The organism is Lysinibacillus sp. NPDC059133, assembly GCF_042755925.1.
Classification (GTDB): Bacteria; Bacillota; Bacilli; order Bacillales_A; family Planococcaceae; genus Lysinibacillus.
Map to the genome: position 1 here is coordinate 1 of NZ_JBHZDH010000022.1, position 19,596 is coordinate 19,596.

Below are 19,596 nucleotides of genomic sequence, written 5' to 3' on the forward strand. Positions count from 1 at the left end.
CACCCGTTCCCATACCGAACACGGAAGTTAAGCTCTTTAGCGCCGATGGTAGTTGGGGGCTTCCCCCTGTGAGAGTAGGACGTCGCTAGGCACCTGAAAAAGTCGAGGATTTATTCCTCGGCTTTTTTATTTGCATTTTTTTAGAAAGTTAACCCAAATAAATAACATATTAAATCTATTGAATTTTATTTTCATTAATTCTAAAAAAATATAAACAGAACTTTCAGAAAATATATTGAATTGCGAAAAAAACTATGCTAGGCTATGTATTATGCAGAATGAAGTTCTAACTTCAAAAATAAAATAAAAAAGGATGTACTTCTTTGATGGATAATCAAACAATTCAACAAGTCATTCAACATAAATATCAGGATCTTTCAAAGAGTCAGCAGAAGGTAGCAATCTTTATTCTCAAAAATATGCAGACTACCGGTATTCATTCAGCTGCATATGTGGGGGACAAGGCAGGGGTAAGCGAAACGACGGTTATCCGCTTTTGCTACGCTATAGGGTTATCGGGTTATGCTGAGCTGCAACGTGAGATTACGATGCAGCTATTCAATGAAGGAAATACTAGTAGCTTGCAAAATTATTTGCAATCAAAACAGGCACTTTTTGAAACGCCGCGCTTTTATGAAAAAACGATGGAAAAGGATGCATCGAGTATTTTAAACGTTGCAAAGAACATTAACGGGGAAGATTTTAATCGTGCTTCCATCCTGCTACATACGAAGAAAAAAATCTATATTGTTGGGAATGGATCTTCTCATTTAGCGGCACAATGGTTGTATTTTACGTTAAATATGCTACGTCCAAACGTCGTGATTTTAGATTTTGAAACTAGTGAAATTATTAGAGCTTTACAAGAAATCGATGAGGATAGTGTGGTCATTATTTTATCGTTCCATCGCTATATTAAAGAACCGATTCAATTTGCAGCTGAAATTCAAGAAAAGAATTGTGAGATTATTGGTATTACAGATTCTAAAATTGCACCTATTACGCAATATGCGACGATTACTTTTGTGAATGAACAACAAGAAATGTCTACGATTGATGCGATGCCGGCACTGATTTCATTTTTAAATACATTAATTGCGGGTATGACTGCACAAGATCACGACTATTATGAAAATCAACGCGTAAAATATGATGATTTCCAAAATAGCTTTTTAGCAAATCGATGGAGTTGAATGATATGAATCAAGTTTTACAAAACTTACAGCCGAGGTTGGCGGATATTTTTACACATTTACATGAGCATCCGGAAATTAGCTGGCAGGAACAGCAGACAACGAAATACATCGCCAATTTATTGAAGGAGGCACAGATGGAGCCTCAGTTGTTTGAAGATATGACCGGACTGTATGTAGATATTGGGAAAGGGACACCGAGAGTCGGATTTCGTACGGATATCGATGCACTATGGCAGGAAGTAGATGGTGAATTTAAGGCGAATCATTCTTGCGGTCATGATGGTCATATGACGATGGCTATTGGGACAGCACTAGTGTTGAAGGATATGGAGCATTCGCTTCCAGGTGCAGTACGTATTCTTTTTCAACCTGCTGAAGAAAAGGCACAGGGTGCTCGCGCATTCGTTGAGAAGGGGCTTATTGATCATCTAGAATACTTATTTGGTGTCCATGTTCGTCCGTTAAAGGAACTACGGGACGGAACGTATGCCCCGGCCTTGTACCACGGTGCGGCAAAGCTTTTTACGGGGACTATTATTGGAGAAGAGGCCCATGGCGCACGACCTGAGCTAGGCATTAATGCCATAGAGGTAGGGTCCGCAATTGTCGAAGGTTTACAAAAAATATGGACAGACCCTAATGTCTCTGCGTCAGTCAAAATGACGCAATTTAATGCAGGAGGAACCTCTACGAATATTATTCCTGGGAAAGCAACATTTAGCATTGACGCACGGGCACAAACAAATGAAGTAATGGAGGCTCTCACGGATGGTATTGAACGTGTAAAGGCATCGGTTGAAGCGATGTATGGTGCCAAAATTTCTTTAACTGCAGATGCACACATCGTTGCAGCTTTAGTGAATGATGAGGCCTTACAACATATGAATTCCGCTATTGTTGACGTAGTTGGGGAAAGAGCATGTGCTTCACCAGTCGTTACCCCCGGAGGAGAGGATTTTCATTTTTATACGTATGAGCGTCCGAACCTTAAAGCAACAATGCTTGGCTTAGGTTGTGGTGTCACACCAGGCTTACATCATCCGAAAATGACCTTTAATCGAGAGCGGCTTATTACAGGTGTGAATATTATCACGAGAGCTATTTTAAGAGCTTTATAGACCCTAAGTTAAAGGGATAAAGAAAATAGAAAGGAGTGATAGTAATGATTGACATAAGGGAAATAAAGACGATCGAACAGCTGGAGCAAGTTCAGCAATTGGAATATGACGTTTGGGGGATGCCTTCTATTCCCATTCATCAAACTTTAACGGCTGTGAAAAATGGCGGTATCGTTGTGGGTGCCTTTGATGGTGATCAATTAGTTGGCTTTAGCTATGGTTTTTCGGGGTTTCGAGAGGGCAAAAGTTATTTATGCTCCCATATGTTGGGGATAGACGAAAATTACCGTTCTCAAGGAATAGGTGAAAAGTTAAAATATGCCCAGCAAGCTATTGCTATTGAGCGGGGCTACGATTTAATGGTGTGGACCTTTGATCCGCTGGAAACACGAAATGGTTTTCTCAATCTGTCCAAATTAAATGGTATTTGTTATACGTATATAGAAAATTGCTATGGAGAAATGCAGGATGGTTTAAATAAGGGATTACCTTCCGATCGTTTTGAGGTGTGCTGGTATATAGCCACTGATTACGTCAGTAAAAGCGTTTCAATAGATGCAAAGAATGCCGTACCAGTGGCAAGTTGTGTACTAAATGAACAAGGATTCCCACACTTGAATATAACTGAAGATTTAAAATATAACGAAGATTTATATGCGTTGCCTGTGCCGAAGGACTTTCAAGCATTGAAGCTGCAAGACCCGACATTAGCATTGGAATGGCGTTTCAAAACGCGACATATTTTACAACGATTATTTGCACAAGGTTATGCTGCAGTTCAATTGCAGCAGCAAGAACATTACAACGAGTATGTCCTCGTAAAATTAGAAACTTTAAGTCTGGAAGGAGCAAATTAATATGAAAATTACAGAAATTACAATTCGACATTTAAAGATGAAATTAAAAGAACCATTTACAACTAGCTTTGGTACATTTAACGATAAAGATTTTTTAGTTTTAGAGGCCAAGGATGAGGTAGGAACAATCGGTTGGGGAGAATCTGTAGCGTTCTATTCTCCTTGGTACAACGAGGAAACATTGCAAACGAACTGGCATATGCTAGAAGATTTTTTAATTCCTCTTATTTTAAATAAAGAGCTTCAGCATCCGGATGAGGTCAATGAGCTATTTAAACCAATTCGTAAAAATAATATGGCGAAATCAACGATAGAAGGTGCTATTTGGGATATTTATGCCCAACAGACGAATCAATCTCTCGCGGCGGCACTTGGTGGCAAGAAGGACAATATTGAAGTAGGGATCAGTATCGGTATTCAACAATCAATCGAGGACTTAGTAGCGTTAGTAGATGTTTTTGTGAATGAAGGCTATAAAAGAATGAAAGTCAAAATCAAGCCAGGTTGGGATTTAGAAGTAATGCGTACATTGCGTGAAACGTTCCCTGATGTGGCGTTTATGGCGGATGCGAACTCAGCTTATCGTCTCACAGATGCTGAAACACTCAAACAGCTAGATGCATTTAATTTAACAATGATTGAGCAGCCATTGGCGTCGGATGACATTATTGACCACGCAGCATTACAAAAGTTAATCGAGACGCCAATCTGCTTGGATGAAAGTATCCATTCATTAGAGGATGCACGTAAAGCTGTTGAGTTGGGTAGTACTAAAATTATTAACATTAAAATTGGGCGTGTTGGTGGCTTAACTGAAGCCAAAAAAATACATGATTATTGTGAGGCGAATGACATTCCAGTTTGGTGTGGCGGCATGCTGGAGTCTGGTATTGGTCGTGCACATAATGTGGCATTAACTACATTATCGAATTTTATTTTACCTGGAGATACTGCAGGCTCCAGTCGATATTGGGAAAAAGATATTATAGATCCAGAAGTTGTAGTAAAGGACGGCTATATTGAAGTTCCTCAAAAAGCGGGTATCGGCTATGAGGTAAATAGAGAGACGATCGATTTATTCACAGTAGCACAGAAAATGTATAAATAATACGACGACTTGATTAGTACAAGAAGTGTATTTCGTTAGGAAACCTATGCATATAATTGATTAGAAAAGCAGGTGTTCTATGAAAAAAAGTTGGCAAATAGGTGGCGCATTTGTAGGATTAATCGTTGGTGCTGGCTTTGCATCAGGACAAGAAATTATGCAATACTTTACGAGCTTTGGTCTTTACGGTATAGCCGGAGGAATTGTCGCAACAATCGCATTTGCCTTTTTAGGGATGAGTCTAGCGCAATTAGGGGCAGATTCACAAACGACCTCTCATAAAGAGGTTATCTATCAAATTGGTGGACGTTATGTTGGGGTACTATTAGATATTGTCATTACATTCTTCTTATTTGGTGTAGCGGTTGTTATGTTTGCTGGATCGGGGTCAACATTCGAGCAAATGTTTAGTATAAATCCGATGATCGGCAGCATTTTTATGGTAATCATTACGATTTTAACGCTGCTATTAAATGTGAAAAATATTATTAATATAATAGCTTTAGTGACACCATATTTAATGGGAATCGTTTTTATCATATTAATTTACTCTATTTTCACAATGGACTTAACCATTGCAGAACAGAATGTGCTAGCGAAAGAGCAATCATCTGCGGCTTCAAATTGGATACTTGGGGCTCTGCTTTATGTATCTTATAACATAGCTGCTGGCACTGCGATGTTAATTGTTATGGGGGGAACAGTAAAAGAGCGCAAGATTGCTGGTTTAGGCGGTCTTCTTGGGGGTTTAATGCTCGGTGTCTTAATCATACTAATTAATATCGCTATGTTCGTTAAAATGGACGTAGTTGGTGGGGCAGCAATGCCGACATTAGAGCTAGCAAAACAAATTCATCCTGTAGTGGGTATCTTAATGTCCATTGCTTTATTAGGCATGATGTACAATACAGCTGTAGGGATGCTTTATGCGTTTGCAGTACGTTTTATAGCACCTGATCATAAATATTTTAAAATAGGTATCGTGGTGATTGGTTTAATAGGCTTTGTCGCGAGTTTAGTAGGGTTCACGACATTAGTTGGAAAGGTTTATTCAACAATGGGGTATTTAGGTTTTGCATTAATTATTGCAATCATCATCTCGTGGTTACGTAAAATACCAAAAGCTTCATAGCTATGTTTTTTGAGATTCTCTAGTGTTTTTATACAGCGCTAGGGAATTTTTTTTGATTTTTGTAATAAACTCAAGTTGGAAATCATACAGTAAGTGTATATTTGTTTATCTGTGGTAATCTACAAGATTCTGCTTTATGTAAAATAAATACTCGTAAATTTTAATAAAATCTACATCAGTGCTAGACACTGAATTTTCAGAATGCTATATTAATGGTGTCATAGTTTTTTATAATTAGGAAAAATAAGGTTTCTTCATAATGTTAAAACTTATGTCATATGCGTAAGTTGATTGAAGTGGAGACTGGGCGACTTCTCGGGGATCAGCAATAGAGGAACGAAGGCTAAAACCATCACATCCTGTGATAGCGCCTTCGTGACCTACATCGTGTAGGCCCAAGCGGCTCATCGGACGCCCCCAGGAAGCTTTGCTCTGCGCGAAAGCGAAGCGTCAGCGACAACTGTTTTATCTGTGCGAAAGCGAAGCGTCAGCAACAAAGCGCCCAGCCGGAACGGAAATCAACCCATGCTATGGTGATGACCTAAAACCTTTTCTAATTATAAAGAGTGATGGAGTAAAGAGTTATAAGAAGGATGATAGATGCCTATGGTAAAGAAAACATTAAAACAACGCATTGTTGACGCTTCTGTAGTGCTATTTCAGCAAGATGGCTATCACAATGTAACTGTTGATCGCATTGTTGAATACATTGGTGCATCAAAAGGTGGATTTTATCATAATTTCAAATCGAAAGATGAACTGTTGTATGAAATTCACGATGTATTTATTTCTTATGTGATTAAACAGTCACAGGAGGCATATGACAAATACGATACACCGATTACACGTTTATGTGCAATGCTGCAAACACTGACACAAGTGTTTGATATGTATCAAGCACATATTACTGTTTTTTATGAGGAAAGTCATTCATTGCCAGAGGAATATAGTGAAGTTATTCATAAAAAACGAGATCAATATCGGGATATTTTACAAAAGGTCATAGAGGAAGGCCAACAAACAAAGGATTTTCGCACGGAACTTCCTTGTACAATTGTAACGATGGCTATTGTGGGGATGATTAACTGGACATACAAATGGTTTAAGCAATCAGGTCCATTAACAATGGAGGAAATTACAGAAGTATTTACGGATATGATATTGCGTGCGATTGTCACGGAACAAGCAATGGACGAAGCAGTTCAATTTATGGTCAAAGGGAAGCCAGCAGCAACTGGTTTTATTAATACTTAATTACAAACCGACTAGTCGGTATTAACTTCTTTCAACGGGTGTCAAAACACCAGTTGAAATAAAGGAACTCAGTCTAAGAACGCCACGTCCTGTGGCAACGACTGAGTGACCAACATCATGCTGCTGCCGCTGCGTTAGCACTACGCTTTCGCGCAAAAAACATCATGTTGGGCCAAAGCCTCCGGCAGATGTCACGGAATCGGAAAGGAGTTCTTAGGGGATGTTAGCCTAAAATCATCGCATCCATGCGATAACGGCTAACTGACCTGCATCGGTGCTGTTGCTGTCGCTTTGCTTTCGCACAGATGAAAACCTTTTGCTGCCGCTACGCTTTCGCGCAAAAAACATCTGCAGGCCTAGGCACAAAGCCGATTCCGGACGCAATTATGCCGAGGCATAATTGATTTTTTGCAACTGTCATCTGAACGAAATCTGCTATGGCACATTAAACATTAGGGGGACTGGGGATGAACTTTGAACTAACGAAAGAGCAAGAGATGATTCGAGATATGGTGCGTGACTTTGCTGAAAATGAAATTAAACCGTATGCTCGTGAGGTTGACGAGACATCGACGATGAGAATAGAGAATTTTAAAAAGATGGCAGAGCTAGGCTTATTAGGGATCCCGTTTCCTGAAGAGTATGGCGGTTCAGGCGGAGATACGGTTTCCTATGCACTTGCTGTTGAAGAAATCGGTCGTGCATGTGGCGGTACAGGATTAAGCTATGCAGCCGCGGTTAGCTTAGGTGCTTCGCCTATTTACAATTTTGGCACAGAGGAGCAAAAGCAGGAATGGCTTGTTCCGTTAGCGAAGGGAGAAACATTAGGTTCGTTTGGTCTAACAGAGCCCAATGCAGGTTCAGATGCTGGTGGGACACTTACAACAGCTGTCATTGATGGTGATGATTACATCATTAATGGTGAAAAATGCTGGATCACAAACGCGGGCTTTGCACGTCAAATTATTGTGACAGCGGTGACAGGTAAACGTGAAGATGGTAAAAAAATTATCTCATCTATCATTGTACCAACCAGCACTCCTGGCGTAACGATCAACTGCAATTACGACAAAATGGGCGTACGTGGCTCTAATACGTGTGAGATTATTTTGCAAAATGTTCGTGTACCAAGGGCTAATCTTTTAGGGGATGAAAAACGTGGATTTAGTCAATTTTTAAATACGTTAGACGGTGGGCGTATTTCCATTGCTGCATTATCTGTAGGCATTGCACAGGCAGCTTATGAGAAAGCATTAAAATACGCAAAAGAACGTGAACAATTCGGTGCACCCATATCTAAACTTCAGGCAATACAATTTAAATTAGCCGATATGGCAATGGAGATAGAGCTTGCACGTACGTTAGTACATAAGGCGGCATGGCTTAAAGATCAAAAGAAACCATTCGGGAAGGAAGCGGCGATGGCAAAATTATTTGCTTCTGAAATGGGCTTCCGCACTTGTAATCAAGCCATTCAAATTCACGGTGGTTCAGGGTATATGAAAGAATACGACGTAGAGCGTCATTTGCGTGACATTAAGTTAATGGAAATCGGTGAGGGAACGTCTGAAATTCAACGTCTCGTTATTTCTCGTCTAATTGGCTGTTAATCTTAATCAATTATGCCTCGGCATAATTGCGTCCTGAATCGGCTTTGTGCTTAGGCCTGCACGATGCAGGTCAGTTAGCCGTTATCGCATGGATGCGATGGTTTTAGGCTAACATCCTATATTGAACTCCTTTCCGATTTTGTGACATCCGCCGGAGGCTTTAACTTATTTCAGCGGATGTTTGAACACCTGTTGAAAAGTTACTTAAAACTGCATTCATTCACCACCTATAGAGGTGGGAGACTTCTGTAGCTGAAAGAAGTTAAATAGCGTAAAAATAAGGGGGATTTTCATGGCAGAACTTGTGTATCAAACTATTGGTCAACTGCTAGATGAACAGTCTGAAAAGTATCCACAACGTGAGGCATTAGTGTATGCAGATAGGAATTTACGTATGACCTATGAGGAGCTCAATCGGCAAAGTCGTTTAGTAGCTAGAGGGTTGATGGCTCTTGGAATAGAGAAGGGTGAACATATTGCCGTATGGACGACTAATGTCCCAGAATGGGTGCAACTGCAATTTGGTACAGGTAAAATGGGAGCCCCAATCGTCACTGTAAACACTAATTATCGTTCAAGCGAGTTGGAATATTTATTGAAGCAATCCGATGCAAAAACGATTATTTTAATTGAAAATTATCGAGACCATTCTTTTATGAATACACTGCAAGAGTTATGTCCAGAGCTTGAACATTGTGAACCGGGTAATTTGCAATCAAAGCGACTACCTTTATTAAAAAATGTTATTTTAATTGGCGAGACAAAATATCCCGGAGTGCTAAACTGGTCTGATGTTTTATCGGCTGCAGAGCAAATAACGGAGGAGCAATTAGATCAAAGACAGCAAGAGCTTCATTATGATGATGTTATTAATATTCAATATACTTCGGGAACAACAGGTTTTCCGAAAGGTGTTATGTTAACACATTGTAACTTAGTCAATAATGCGATTAATATTGCAGAATGTATGCGTTTAACATATGAAGATCGCTTGTGTATCCCTGTCCCATTCTTCCATTGCTTTGGCTGTGTAATTGGAACATTAGCGATTACAACTAGTGGTGGGACGATGGTACCAGTACAGGAATTTTCAGCTGCTGAGGTGCTACAAACGGTTGAAAAAGAAAGATGTACAGCGTTACATGGCGTACCAACGATGTTTATTAGTGAGCTCAATTTACCGAATTTTTCGTCTTTCGACCTATCAACGTTGCGTACTGGAGTAATGGCTGGCTCTAACTGTCCTATTGAGGTGATGAAGGCCGTTATCGACAAAATGGGGATGAAGGATGTTACTATCTGTTACGGACAAACAGAAGCCTCACCTGTTATTACACAAACGAGAGCAGATGACCCGCTATTGTTAAAGGTTGAAACAGTTGGCCGCGCATTACCAAATCTAGAAGTTAAAATTGTCATTCCTGGTACCAACGAACAAGCTGCGCCGAATGAGCAAGGGGAGCTATGTACGAGAGGTTACCAAGTCATGAAAGGTTACTATAAAAACCAAGAAGAAACGCTTCTTGCAATAGATGAAGATGACTGGCTGCATACTGGGGATTTGGCAACGATGGATGAGGCGGGCTATGTACGTGTAACAGGGCGTTTAAAAGATATGATTATTCGTGGCGGTGAAAATGTATCTCCTCGAGAAATTGAAGAATTCCTTTACACACACCCGAAAATAGCAGATGTGCAGGTTGCAGGCGTTCCTGATCCTGTTTATGGAGAGGAAGCGGCAGCTTGGATCATTTTGCGTGAAGGAGAGCAGGCGACAGAGGAAGAGCTTCGGGATTATTGTCGGGATAAAATCTCTAGACATAAAATACCACGACATATTTTCTTTATCGATGACTATCCGATGACGGCATCAGGAAAAGTGCAAAAGTTTAGATTACGAGAAAGTTTTGCTGCAACAGTGAAGTAAGAAGGGGGCCGGTGTTATGTTCAAAAAGGTTTTAATTGCAAATCGTGGAGAGATAGCAAGGCGTGTTATAAGAACATGCAAACGACTAAATGTTCAAACAGTTGCGGTGTATTCTGAGGCTGACGCTGAAAGCTTACATGTTAAAGAAGCGGATGAGGCGTTCTGTATCGGAAAACCGCCTGTTGCGCAAAGCTATTTAAATATTGACCGTATTCTTGAAGTGGCGAAGGAAAGCGGTGCTGACGCTGTTCATCCCGGCTATGGCTTATTATCAGAAAATGCTGAGTTTGCTAAACGGTGTACAGAGGCGGGCTTCGTTTTTATTGGGCCAAGTGCGGACGTTATTGCTTCGATGGGGAGTAAATTAGAAGCTCGGAAAACAATGAAAGCTGCAGGTGTACCAATTGTTGAAGGCGTAGAGGCACCGGTGAAAGATGTAACAGAAGCTATTGAAATTGCTGCCCGTCTAGGCTATCCGATTATGTTAAAAGCTTCTGCTGGCGGCGGGGGTATCGGAATGCAGCTCGTAGAAAATGCAGAAGAATTGGCAAAAGCCTTTGAGGGAAATCAAAAGCGTGCACAATCATTCTTTGGTGATGGCACGATGTATATGGAACGATTTATTGCGAATCCTCATCACGTCGAGGTACAAATTATGGCGGATCATGATGGCAATGTCGTCCCACTATTTGAACGTGAGTGCTCGATTCAACGCAGAAATCAAAAAGTAGTGGAGGAAGCACCATCTCCTTTCATTTCTGAAGAAACAAGAAAAAGAATGCTAGATGCATCGGTCAAGGCAGTTCAACATATTGGTTATGTGAATGCAGGAACGATTGAGTATTTAGTAGATGCGGAGCAAAACTTTTATTTCTTAGAAATGAATACGCGCTTACAAGTGGAACACCCGGTGACGGAGGAAATTACAAAGTTGGATCTTGTAGAGGAGCAATTAAAGATTGCAGCTAAACAACCATTAGCATTTACTCGCGATAGCATAGAAAGAAAAGGGCATGCGATTGAAGTGCGAATCTACGCCGAAAATCCTTCGACCTTTTTCCCTTCTCCAGGCACAATTACGGCTTTTGAATTACCTACAGGTGAAGGTATCCGCCATGAATGCGGCGTAGAGGCTGGCACTGCGGTAACACCTTTTTACGATCCAATGATTAGCAAATTAGTAGTGTGGGGAGAAACACGAGCAATTGCGTGTGAAAGACTTATTGAGGCACTTCAAGCGTATAAAGTAGAAGGCATTCAAACAAATATTCCGATGCTGCTGAAAACAGTCACACATGAACAATTTTTAAAGGGCCTTACTACAACTAAATTTGTAGATGAATATTATTTACCTCAATTAGCAGAGACGAAATAAAGCCTCCGGACGTATTGTTTAATTGTAGCGAAAGCGAAGGACAGCAACAAATGTTTATCTGTGCGAAAGCGAAGCGACAGCAACAGATGTTTTCAGTAGCGAAAGCGAAGCGACAGCAACAAATGTTTATCTGTGCGAAAGCGAAGCGACAGCAACAACAACAACAATTCACTATGGAGAAATTAATAAAAAGCATTCGCACTTTACCATTAGTGCGAATGCGTTATATGAAATTACATACGGATATCCGTACATTCATACATTTGGAGGGATTACAATGGCAACAGTTAAAGCGAGCATGGCAGGAACAGTATGGAAAATCGTTGTAGCAGAGGGTGAGAAAGTGACAGCGGGACAAGATGTGGCAATTTTAGAGTCGATGAAAATGGAGATTCCTATTGCAGCAGAAGAAGATGGCGTAGTAACAAAAATCATTGCGAACGAAGGGGATTTCATTAACGTAGATGACGATATTTTAGAAATCGAATAAGGAGGCTTCTTTATGCAGCTACCAAAGCATGTAACGTTAAAGGAAGTAGGTCCTCGTGACGGTTTGCAAAATGAGAAAATGCATCTTGCAACTGCCGATAAAGTACAGCTAGTGAATTTACTTAGTCAAACTGGATTGAATTATATCGAGGTCACGTCTTTTGTGCATCCGAAGTGGATTCCACAGCTGGCTGATGCAGTGGAGGTGCTTCAAGCCATTAAACGCCAAAAAGATATCACGTATGCGGCACTAGTACCGAACATGCGTGGCTTAGAACGTGCATTGCAGGCTGAAGTAGACGAAGTGAGCGTTTTTATGTCGGCCAGTGAAAGCCATAACCAAAGTAATATTAATAAAACAATCAATGAAACATTCCCGATATTACAGGAAGTTGTGGTAGGGGCAAAGGCAGCGCATAAAAACGTACGGGGCTATATCTCGACGGTAATTGGGTGCCCGTATGAAGGCTACATACAACCAGAAAAGGTTTTGCGAGTAACAGAAAAATTATTGGAAATGGGCGTCGATGAAATATCACTTGGTGACACGATTGGTGTTGGTGTACCGACACAGGTGGAAAATCTTTTAGAAGAATTGTTAAAAAGATACCCTGCGGAAAATTTTGCGATGCATTTCCATGATACACGTGGCACAGCGCTAGCGAATATTGTTCAATCTTTAAAAATGGGCATTACGAAGTTTGATAGTGCGCTTGGTGGACTAGGGGGCTGTCCATATGCCAAAGGAGCATCAGGTAATGTGGCCACGGAAGATTTATTGTATTTATTAGATGAAATGGGTATTAAAACGGGTGTAGAGCTGAATAAAGTGCTAGAGGCTGCGCACTTTATTGAACAGAAACTAGGGAAGGCAGTTGCCTCTAAACAAATGGCGATTGTCCGTAATGAAAGGAGTGCGAGTCAATTATGACGCAACTCGTTCGTTTTGAATTATTAGATGGTTGCATTGGGCTTATTACACTTTCAAGACCTGAAGCTGCGAATGCAATGTCTGTACAATTACTCCAAGAACTTAGCACGACACTCGACAACATAAATGGTGATCCGGCAGTGCGAGTCGTCTTACTAACAGGAGCGGGGGAAAAAGCCTTTTGCGCAGGAGCCGATTTAAAGGAGCGTAAAGGGATGCCTGACCGACAAGTAAAGCAGATTGTGCAATTAATCGGAGCAACAGTGGCAAAAGTAGAAGCACTCGCTCAACCAGTAATTGCCGTATTAAATGGCGTTGCTTTTGGTGGCGGACTCGAACTAGCGTTAGCCTGTGATTTACGTCTTGCAGCAACACATGCAAAGTTAGGCCTTACGGAGACATCTCTCGGCATCATCCCGGGGGCAGGCGGCACGCAACGACTTCCACGATTAATTGGCATTGGAAAAGCGAAGGAATTAATTTATACAGCACGTCGATTAGATGCAGAGGAAGCAAGAAGCTACGGTATTGTAGAGTATGTTCATGAGGGACATGAATTACTTGAAAAGGCACAGCAGCTTGCGCTCGAAATGGCAAAAAATGCTCCACTTTCTTTAGTACAGGCGAAAATCGCCATGAATCAAGGTGTTGAAGTGGATTTAGCTACTGGGTTAAAAATCGAATCACTTGCATATAATGCTCTGATTCCTACAGAAGATCGATTAGAGGGCTTACTTGCTTTCCAGGAAAAGCGAACACCGCAATACGTAGGGAAATAAATGGAGGCATTTAACCAAAAGGCAAAGGCATGGCTAAATCAAAAGTTGAAGATAATCTATGCCAAGACTTAAAGTTGATTGGAGTGAAGGCTGGGCGACTCCTCGTGGATCAGCGGTACAGATGACATCCTGCAGCGAAGCTATTAGGGGAACGAAGGCTAAAACCATCACGTCCTGTGATAACGCCTCCGTGACCAACATCCTGTTGCCCCGACGCCCCCAGGAAGCTTTGCTCTGTGCGAAAGCGTAGCGACAGCAACAAATGTTTTATCTGCGCGAAAGCGAAGCGTCAGCGACAAATGTTTTATCTGCGCGAAAGCGAAGCGTCAGCGACAAATGTTTTATCTGCGCGAAAGCGAAGCGTCAGCGACAAAGCGCCCAGCCGTAACGGAAATCACCCCCACGCTATGGTGATGAACCGATTATTGCAATGTAAGAGAGAAGAAATACAAAGTGCTACTGCAATTATGCTAAGGCGTAACCGATTCGGCAAAAGGAGGAATTAACTATGAGCAATGTATCGACAGAAAATACCACGAAAACAATGAAGGAACAAATTTTAGCAGGTGGTCTGCCAAAATATCACGATAAAAATGCACAACAAGGAAAGCTATTTGTACGTGAACGACTTGAATTATTATTAGATGATGGACTTCAATCAGAAGATGGCTTGTATGCGAACTGCTTAGCAGGTGACCTACCAGCAGATGGCGTTGTCACAGGAATCGGTAAAATTCATGGCCGTACTGTTTGCGTTTTAGCAAACGATTCGACGATTAAAGCTGGGTCTTGGGGGAAACGTACAGTTGAAAAAATGATTCGTATTCAAGAAACAGCTGAAAAGCTAAATTGCCCATTACTGTATCTAGTCGATTCAGCAGGTGCACGTATTACTGACCAATTAGAAATGTTTCCTGGTCGCAGAGGAGCAGGACGCATTTTCTATAATCAGGTAAAGCTTTCAGGTAAAATTCCTCAAATATGCTTACTGTTTGGCCCTTCTGCGGCAGGAGGTGCATATATCCCAGCATTCTGTGATATTGTCGTCATGGTAGAGGGCAATGCATCGATGTATTTAGGGTCTCCACGTATGGCGGAAATGGTTATAGGTGAGAAGGTAGATTTGGAAACAATGGGTGGAGCGAAAATGCACTGTTCTGTTTCCGGTTGCGGAGATGTGCTTGCTAAAACAGAACAGGAAGCCATTTCCTATGCTCGTAAATACTTGAGCTATTTCCCGAACAACTTTGCAGAGCGTGGTAAGGTAGAGGCTCCAAAACCGCCAGCTTCATTTGAGAAATCGATTGATGAGCTAATACCGAAAAATCAAAACGTTCCTTTTGATATGTATAAGCTAATTGAACGTATTATTGATGAAGATTCGTTCTGTGAGGTGAAAAAATTATTCGCTCCAGAATTAATTACAGGGCTTGGACGCATTAATGGGCAATCGGTTGGAATTATCGCCAATCAACCGCGCGTAAAGGGAGGCGTTTTGTTCCACGATTCAGCTGATAAAGCGGCAAAGTTCATTTCACTTTGTGATGCGTTTAATATTCCGCTTCTTTTCCTTGCCGATGTACCAGGCTTTATGATTGGTACGCAGGTTGAAAAAGCAGGGATTATACGCCATGGTGCGAAAATGATTTTCGCGATGAGTGAGGCAACAGTTCCAAAATTAACGGTCATTGTTCGTAAGGCATATGGTGCAGGGCTGTATGCAATGGCAGGTCCTGCTTTTGAGCCAGACTGCTGTATTGCACTTTCCAACGCACAAATTGCTGTAATGGGCCCTGAAGCTGCAGTTAACGCAGTATATGCCAATAAAATTGCTGAACTCCCAAAAGAGGAGCAGGCAAGCTTTATCGCAGAGAAACGCAAAGAATATCAAGAGGAAATCGATGTCTATCGTCTAGCTTCAGAGCTGATCATTGACGATGTTATTGAGCCAAATGATTTAAGAAAAGCACTTGAATCACGTTTAGAGCTCTATATGTCAAAGTACTTATTATTCTCAGAACGTAAGCATGGAGTAAATCCAGTATAAAGCCTTGAAATAACGCTGTCTCATTTAATTGAGGCAGCTTTTTTGTATTTGAAATATTGTATTCTAGTTTATCACCGAAAGCTGGGATGACATTTTGTTGAATTTTGTTAAATTTTGTTTAGTCATCTCTTTTCTAATCGAACCTGGACAGACGTATAGTATAAGGAGGAAAAAGGTTGATATAATGCTTTAAAACTCTTTACGCATCTTATGATTACCACTTGCTTAGGGAGGCGGGGCATATTAAAATTATGTGAGGATATAGGGAAGTAGGTGGTAGAGGCGTGACAAAAAATAATATACATGGTAATGCCAAGCTACCATTACCATATCGTGCATTGATAGATACATATTATTTACCGATAAAGATAACAGGTTGGATCTTTTTTTGTATCTATTCTGTAATAGCTTTTTATAAACTAGTCATTGATCGTCTAGTGAATGTAGTCGTTATGTTGTTCAATGGCGAATATTCTTTTGGTGAATTAGGGCTGTTTGATTATAGTGACTGGCGATTAACGACAAATTTTATTCCCTTTGATACAATTCTTCGCTACATAAATTACTCTCAGTATTTTAATATGGATACCATTATTATTAATTTACTCGGCAATTTATTAATATTTACCCCAATGGGCTTTTTACTACCACTATTATCAAAAAGGTTTCGTAAAGCGCGGACAGTTATTTGGGCAGGCTTTTTCTCTAGTCTAGCGGTAGAAACTATCCAGTTTATTTTTACGGTTGGGTCGGCAGATATTGATGATTTGATTTTAAATACACTTGGAGCATGGCTTGGTTACTTAGCCTATAAAAGTATATTAATTAAACCTAAAAAATAGATAGAAACAGTCCTTGCTAAAGGGCTGTTTTTTAGTGGTGAATTAACACCATTTATAAAGTGATAACAGTAATAAATTTTATTGAAATTAACTATTGAAATACTAAATGAATATAATATTGGGTGTTAGAAGAGGTCTTTATACCTATTTTGTTGAAAGTGAAATATTTCTTTAGGAGCTTAGTATTAATTAACTCTTGAATTTGATAAAGAAAATTCCGATAATTAGTATATAGAAACTGTTTAGATTGTATGAGTATAGTAAATAAAAGATTTGATCATATCTTTTATGTAACTTGCATATTAAATTAGAAAGCCGAGGTGAATCATATGAAACTATCAAGTTTAATAGAACAAGAAAGAATGTCATCACACTATAATCGTAAAAAGATTTTACAGCGAAAACAAGCAGGTGATGCATATCGAAAAAACGCACTGTATTTTCCGCCAAAGAAAAATCCATTATTGCTTGAGCTAGAAAATTTACTTTTAGGGCATACAGATCAAGAACTCTATGAGCAACAAAAAGAGGAAGCCAAAGAGGTCACGCCTCAACAGCAAGCAATCATTCAAGATTTGCAGCAAACGAAAAATGTGCTCGGACATGAACAAACGCAAAAACATTATTCACAGTTAGAGCGTGTAGATGAGGAAGCGCCTATAGTTGATGCGAATGCCAAGGAAACCTTACAAATTTTAGAGCAGGTGCGGAATACAGCGCTGGCATCTGCGCAGCCATCACCACAGGATTTACGTGTAGCGGCAAGTGCAAATGCTCAAATACAGCACATGCAAGCGCAATTAAATGGCCAAGAGGTAGATGAAAGTGTACTAGATGATAGTGAGCCTGCTTTTGTACGTGAAGATATTGAAGTCAAAGTACCAGAACGTTTTTCGAAGGAATTGAAATTGGATCCATTTGTAGATACAATTTTCGGTAAGAGTTATGCGGAGGCATACAAGGCGCGAACATTTAAATACGCTTCTGAAAAATATGCCACTCATATTCAAATGGCAAAGGACGGCTATCGACCGGGAAATGACACCGTGATCTCCATGATAGCCTAATGCTGCAGATGGGGGATTTTTGAAATGGCAAAAGCAAAGCATGCGAAAACAAATGCGATAAGATTATTGGAACAACAAAAAATACAATTCGAAGTAATTGAATATGAGACTGGTGACGGCCAAGTTGATGGAATTTCGGTTGCTGAAAAAATTGGTCACCCAGTTTCTCGTGTTTTCAAAACATTAGTAGCAAAGGCAAGTGCCCAAAAGCTTTTTGTATTTGTTATTCCTGTAGCAGATGAGCTTGATTTAAAAGCTGCTGCAAAGGTTGTAGGAGAGAAAAAAATTGACATGCTCCCGGTCAAGGAGTTACTTGGCTATACAGGCTATGTGCGAGGCGGATGCTCTCCAGTCGGCATGAAGAAGCTTTACCCAACTGTCATCGATGCGTCGGCTCAAGAGCAAGGAAATATTATTGTCAGTGCCGGGAAAGTCGGCATGCAAATTCACATACAGCTAGATGATTTAGTCGCTGTGACAAAAGCAAAAATTGCATCAATCACCACTACCCAAGAATGATATGCTGGGTAGTTTTTTTATTGTTTTTTAGTAGTGACAGTGTAATAGGGCAATCAGTTTGGCAAAATGGAAGAGCACGTGAATCGCGAAGTCTTGATTCAGCTGAATAATGCTTCTTTACATTGTAAATATGCTGTTGGGATTTCTTATAAACAAGAAAGAATACGTTCATGATTGCTGAACGTATTTATAGGGTTGAAAATAAAATGATCAAGGAAATCTTTATGAATGTTGCAGCGCTTTAGATGAGGGTGGTTTCGTTCCAGTTTACTCCAATCAACGGTAGCGTAGAATGGCTCAAACAGAAAAGGTTTATAACAGTGATGCGATTGTACCCTGTTGTCGCTTCGCTTCCCAGGAAAGCGCCCAGCCGGAACGGAAATCACCCCCTCGCCTTGCTGAAAATTCATACTTTCAACAACAATACGTTCATGATGGCATGAACGTATTTTTTTATAAAAAAGAGAACAATGATGGGTCAATTTTTAGATTTGGAGAGCACTTAAACAATAAAAAGAAAAACAAAAGTATAGTGGAGTTAAGGTAATTATCAGATTGAAAGGGGAGGATGTTTTGAAAGTGTTAATTGTTTCAATGTCTACTTTATTTAATGAAGCATTGCAAATAGCTATTCGTGATAGGCGTTCAACTTGGCAAGTAGATACTTATCAAATTCAAACGCCTATATTTAATCAAACCTTGCTGAAAAAAATTAAAGAACAATGCCTTGATATTGTAGTAATCGAAACAACCACTCAACATTTTACAATGATATTTGATAGTTTGAAGAAATTAAAATGTCCAGAAATAGACATCATGTTACTGGTGGATTCAAGGATGGGTGAGGTTTACCATCACCTAAAAGATGAAGAAAGGTGGACCAGTGTTACTAAAAATACAAGTCTTGACGATTTTTTAGTATTACTGGAGTCGTTTAGGAGTAATGTAACTGCTTTACCAGATGTCTCTTTAAAGGAGGTGGATAAAAAGATACTAAAAGAGTTAGCAATCGGACACTCATTTGAATTTATTCAACGTACACAAGAGCTATCGGCTGAAGATATCGATCAGTCACTTTATCGGATTAATACTTATTTTAAAGTACCAAATTATATAGAGTCCATCGTTAAAGCATTTGAACAGAAAATAATCACAAATTGAAAATGCAAAGGTATTGACTAAGCAAAAGTTTTTAAATTAAGTAGTGTCAATTAAGCAAAAGCTAAATATTCAATCTAGGGTTCAAATTGGTATTTTAATATATAAAAAAGGTTTAGTGATGTTAAACAATAATTAGGATAATGTGGAAGCTGTTATCTATTGGGGGGGATAAAAAATGAAAAAA

The 19,596-nt window shown here is 40.0% G+C and carries 19 protein-coding genes and 1 rRNA gene; all 20 read left to right on the forward strand.

Features of this window, described 5'->3' with window-relative positions; translation table 11 throughout:
* Nucleotides 1-91: ribosomal RNA gene (rrf, locus tag ACFXN8_RS13250) — 5S ribosomal RNA — on the forward strand; the annotation flags it as partial.
* Between the two features lie 235 nt (nucleotides 92-326).
* The gene (locus ACFXN8_RS13255) at nucleotides 327-1,193 is read left to right on the forward strand and encodes a MurR/RpiR family transcriptional regulator (protein ID WP_376078833.1); all 867 of its coding nucleotides are present in this window, start codon (nucleotides 327-329) and stop codon (nucleotides 1,191-1,193) included.
* 5 nt (nucleotides 1,194-1,198) lie between these two features.
* Nucleotides 1,199-2,314: a M20 peptidase aminoacylase family protein gene (locus ACFXN8_RS13260; protein WP_376078831.1), complete on the forward strand. Its 1,116-nt coding sequence runs from the start codon at nucleotides 1,199-1,201 to the stop codon at nucleotides 2,312-2,314.
* A gap of 44 nt (nucleotides 2,315-2,358) precedes the next feature.
* Nucleotides 2,359-3,171 carry a GNAT family N-acetyltransferase gene (locus ACFXN8_RS13265; protein ID WP_386845642.1) on the forward strand — a complete coding sequence of 271 codons (813 nt, stop codon included), beginning with the start codon at nucleotides 2,359-2,361 and terminating at the stop codon, nucleotides 3,169-3,171.
* 1 nt (nucleotide 3,172) lies between these two features.
* Nucleotides 3,173-4,279, forward strand: coding sequence for an o-succinylbenzoate synthase (gene menC, locus ACFXN8_RS13270; RefSeq protein ID WP_386845644.1), 1,107 nt, complete (start codon nucleotides 3,173-3,175; stop codon nucleotides 4,277-4,279).
* A 79-nt stretch (nucleotides 4,280-4,358) separates the two neighbouring features.
* Nucleotides 4,359-5,411, forward strand: a complete 1,053-nt coding sequence (locus tag ACFXN8_RS13275; RefSeq protein WP_376078825.1) for a YkvI family membrane protein — start codon at nucleotides 4,359-4,361, stop codon at nucleotides 5,409-5,411.
* Between the two features lie 606 nt (nucleotides 5,412-6,017).
* A complete protein-coding gene (locus ACFXN8_RS13280; RefSeq protein WP_376078822.1) occupies nucleotides 6,018-6,665 on the forward strand; it encodes a TetR/AcrR family transcriptional regulator in 648 nt (215 codons plus the stop codon).
* A gap of 467 nt (nucleotides 6,666-7,132) precedes the next feature.
* The gene (locus ACFXN8_RS13285) at nucleotides 7,133-8,275 is read left to right on the forward strand and encodes an acyl-CoA dehydrogenase (protein WP_386845647.1); all 1,143 of its coding nucleotides are present in this window, start codon (nucleotides 7,133-7,135) and stop codon (nucleotides 8,273-8,275) included.
* Nucleotides 8,276-8,567: 292 nt separating this feature from the next.
* Complete coding sequence (locus ACFXN8_RS13290; protein ID WP_386845649.1) at nucleotides 8,568-10,202, forward strand: AMP-binding protein; 1,635 nt, start codon at nucleotides 8,568-8,570, stop codon at nucleotides 10,200-10,202.
* 16 nt (nucleotides 10,203-10,218) lie between these two features.
* Nucleotides 10,219-11,577, forward strand: a complete 1,359-nt coding sequence (locus ACFXN8_RS13295; protein ID WP_386845651.1) for an acetyl-CoA carboxylase biotin carboxylase subunit — start codon at nucleotides 10,219-10,221, stop codon at nucleotides 11,575-11,577.
* A 50-nt stretch (nucleotides 11,578-11,627) separates the two neighbouring features.
* The gene (locus tag ACFXN8_RS13300) at nucleotides 11,628-11,906 is read left to right on the forward strand and encodes a hypothetical protein (RefSeq protein WP_386845653.1); all 279 of its coding nucleotides are present in this window, start codon (nucleotides 11,628-11,630) and stop codon (nucleotides 11,904-11,906) included.
* A complete protein-coding gene (locus tag ACFXN8_RS13305) occupies nucleotides 11,855-12,067 on the forward strand; it encodes an acetyl-CoA carboxylase biotin carboxyl carrier protein subunit (RefSeq protein WP_031418413.1) in 213 nt (70 codons plus the stop codon). Before ACFXN8_RS13300 ends, ACFXN8_RS13305 begins: the two co-directional genes overlap by 52 nt.
* 12 nt (nucleotides 12,068-12,079) lie before the next feature.
* Nucleotides 12,080-12,997 carry a hydroxymethylglutaryl-CoA lyase gene (locus ACFXN8_RS13310; protein WP_376078810.1) on the forward strand — a complete coding sequence of 306 codons (918 nt, stop codon included), beginning with the start codon at nucleotides 12,080-12,082 and terminating at the stop codon, nucleotides 12,995-12,997.
* Nucleotides 12,994-13,776 carry an enoyl-CoA hydratase gene (locus ACFXN8_RS13315; protein ID WP_376078808.1) on the forward strand — a complete coding sequence of 261 codons (783 nt, stop codon included), beginning with the start codon at nucleotides 12,994-12,996 and terminating at the stop codon, nucleotides 13,774-13,776. Before ACFXN8_RS13310 ends, ACFXN8_RS13315 begins: the two co-directional genes overlap by 4 nt.
* A 508-nt stretch (nucleotides 13,777-14,284) precedes the next feature.
* A complete protein-coding gene (locus ACFXN8_RS13320) occupies nucleotides 14,285-15,823 on the forward strand; it encodes an acyl-CoA carboxylase subunit beta (protein ID WP_376075872.1) in 1,539 nt (512 codons plus the stop codon).
* A 284-nt stretch (nucleotides 15,824-16,107) separates the two neighbouring features.
* Nucleotides 16,108-16,665: a VanZ family protein gene (locus ACFXN8_RS13325; protein ID WP_386845656.1), complete on the forward strand. Its 558-nt coding sequence runs from the start codon at nucleotides 16,108-16,110 to the stop codon at nucleotides 16,663-16,665.
* A 329-nt stretch (nucleotides 16,666-16,994) separates the two neighbouring features.
* Nucleotides 16,995-17,732, forward strand: a complete 738-nt coding sequence (locus ACFXN8_RS13330; protein WP_386845658.1) for a hypothetical protein — start codon at nucleotides 16,995-16,997, stop codon at nucleotides 17,730-17,732.
* Between the two features lie 24 nt (nucleotides 17,733-17,756).
* Nucleotides 17,757-18,251: a Cys-tRNA(Pro) deacylase gene (gene ybaK, locus ACFXN8_RS13335; RefSeq protein WP_386845660.1), complete on the forward strand. Its 495-nt coding sequence runs from the start codon at nucleotides 17,757-17,759 to the stop codon at nucleotides 18,249-18,251.
* 292 nt (nucleotides 18,252-18,543) lie between these two features.
* A complete protein-coding gene (locus tag ACFXN8_RS13340) occupies nucleotides 18,544-18,798 on the forward strand; it encodes a hypothetical protein (protein ID WP_386845662.1) in 255 nt (84 codons plus the stop codon).
* Nucleotides 18,799-18,830: 32 nt separating this feature from the next.
* Nucleotides 18,831-19,412, forward strand: coding sequence for a glycosidase (locus tag ACFXN8_RS13345; protein WP_386845745.1), 582 nt, complete (start codon nucleotides 18,831-18,833; stop codon nucleotides 19,410-19,412).
* Nucleotides 19,413-19,596: the final 184 nt, after the last annotated feature.

Excerpts from the sequence above, each read along its gene's own strand:
- ACFXN8_RS13255 (WP_376078833.1), top strand. The coding sequence starts at position 327 with ATGGATAATCAAACAATTCAACAAGTCATTCAACATAAATATCAGGAT.
- ACFXN8_RS13260 (WP_376078831.1), top strand. The coding sequence starts at position 1,199 with ATGAATCAAGTTTTACAAAACTTACAGCCGAGGTTGGCGGATATTTTT.
- ACFXN8_RS13265 (WP_386845642.1), top strand. The coding sequence starts at position 2,359 with ATGATTGACATAAGGGAAATAAAGACGATCGAACAGCTGGAGCAAGTT.
- menC (WP_386845644.1), top strand. The coding sequence starts at position 3,173 with ATGAAAATTACAGAAATTACAATTCGACATTTAAAGATGAAATTAAAA.
- ACFXN8_RS13275 (WP_376078825.1), top strand. The coding sequence starts at position 4,359 with ATGAAAAAAAGTTGGCAAATAGGTGGCGCATTTGTAGGATTAATCGTT.
- ACFXN8_RS13280 (WP_376078822.1), top strand. The coding sequence starts at position 6,018 with ATGGTAAAGAAAACATTAAAACAACGCATTGTTGACGCTTCTGTAGTG.
- ACFXN8_RS13285 (WP_386845647.1), top strand. The coding sequence starts at position 7,133 with ATGAACTTTGAACTAACGAAAGAGCAAGAGATGATTCGAGATATGGTG.
- ACFXN8_RS13290 (WP_386845649.1), top strand. The coding sequence starts at position 8,568 with ATGGCAGAACTTGTGTATCAAACTATTGGTCAACTGCTAGATGAACAG.
- ACFXN8_RS13295 (WP_386845651.1), top strand. The coding sequence starts at position 10,219 with ATGTTCAAAAAGGTTTTAATTGCAAATCGTGGAGAGATAGCAAGGCGT.
- ACFXN8_RS13300 (WP_386845653.1), top strand. The coding sequence starts at position 11,628 with ATGTTTATCTGTGCGAAAGCGAAGCGACAGCAACAGATGTTTTCAGTA.
- ACFXN8_RS13305 (WP_031418413.1), top strand. The coding sequence starts at position 11,855 with ATGGCAACAGTTAAAGCGAGCATGGCAGGAACAGTATGGAAAATCGTT.
- ACFXN8_RS13310 (WP_376078810.1), top strand. The coding sequence starts at position 12,080 with ATGCAGCTACCAAAGCATGTAACGTTAAAGGAAGTAGGTCCTCGTGAC.
- ACFXN8_RS13315 (WP_376078808.1), top strand. The coding sequence starts at position 12,994 with ATGACGCAACTCGTTCGTTTTGAATTATTAGATGGTTGCATTGGGCTT.
- ACFXN8_RS13320 (WP_376075872.1), top strand. The coding sequence starts at position 14,285 with ATGAGCAATGTATCGACAGAAAATACCACGAAAACAATGAAGGAACAA.
- ACFXN8_RS13330 (WP_386845658.1), top strand. The coding sequence starts at position 16,995 with ATGAAACTATCAAGTTTAATAGAACAAGAAAGAATGTCATCACACTAT.
- ybaK (WP_386845660.1), top strand. The coding sequence starts at position 17,757 with ATGGCAAAAGCAAAGCATGCGAAAACAAATGCGATAAGATTATTGGAA.
- ACFXN8_RS13340 (WP_386845662.1), top strand. The coding sequence starts at position 18,544 with ATGGCTCAAACAGAAAAGGTTTATAACAGTGATGCGATTGTACCCTGT.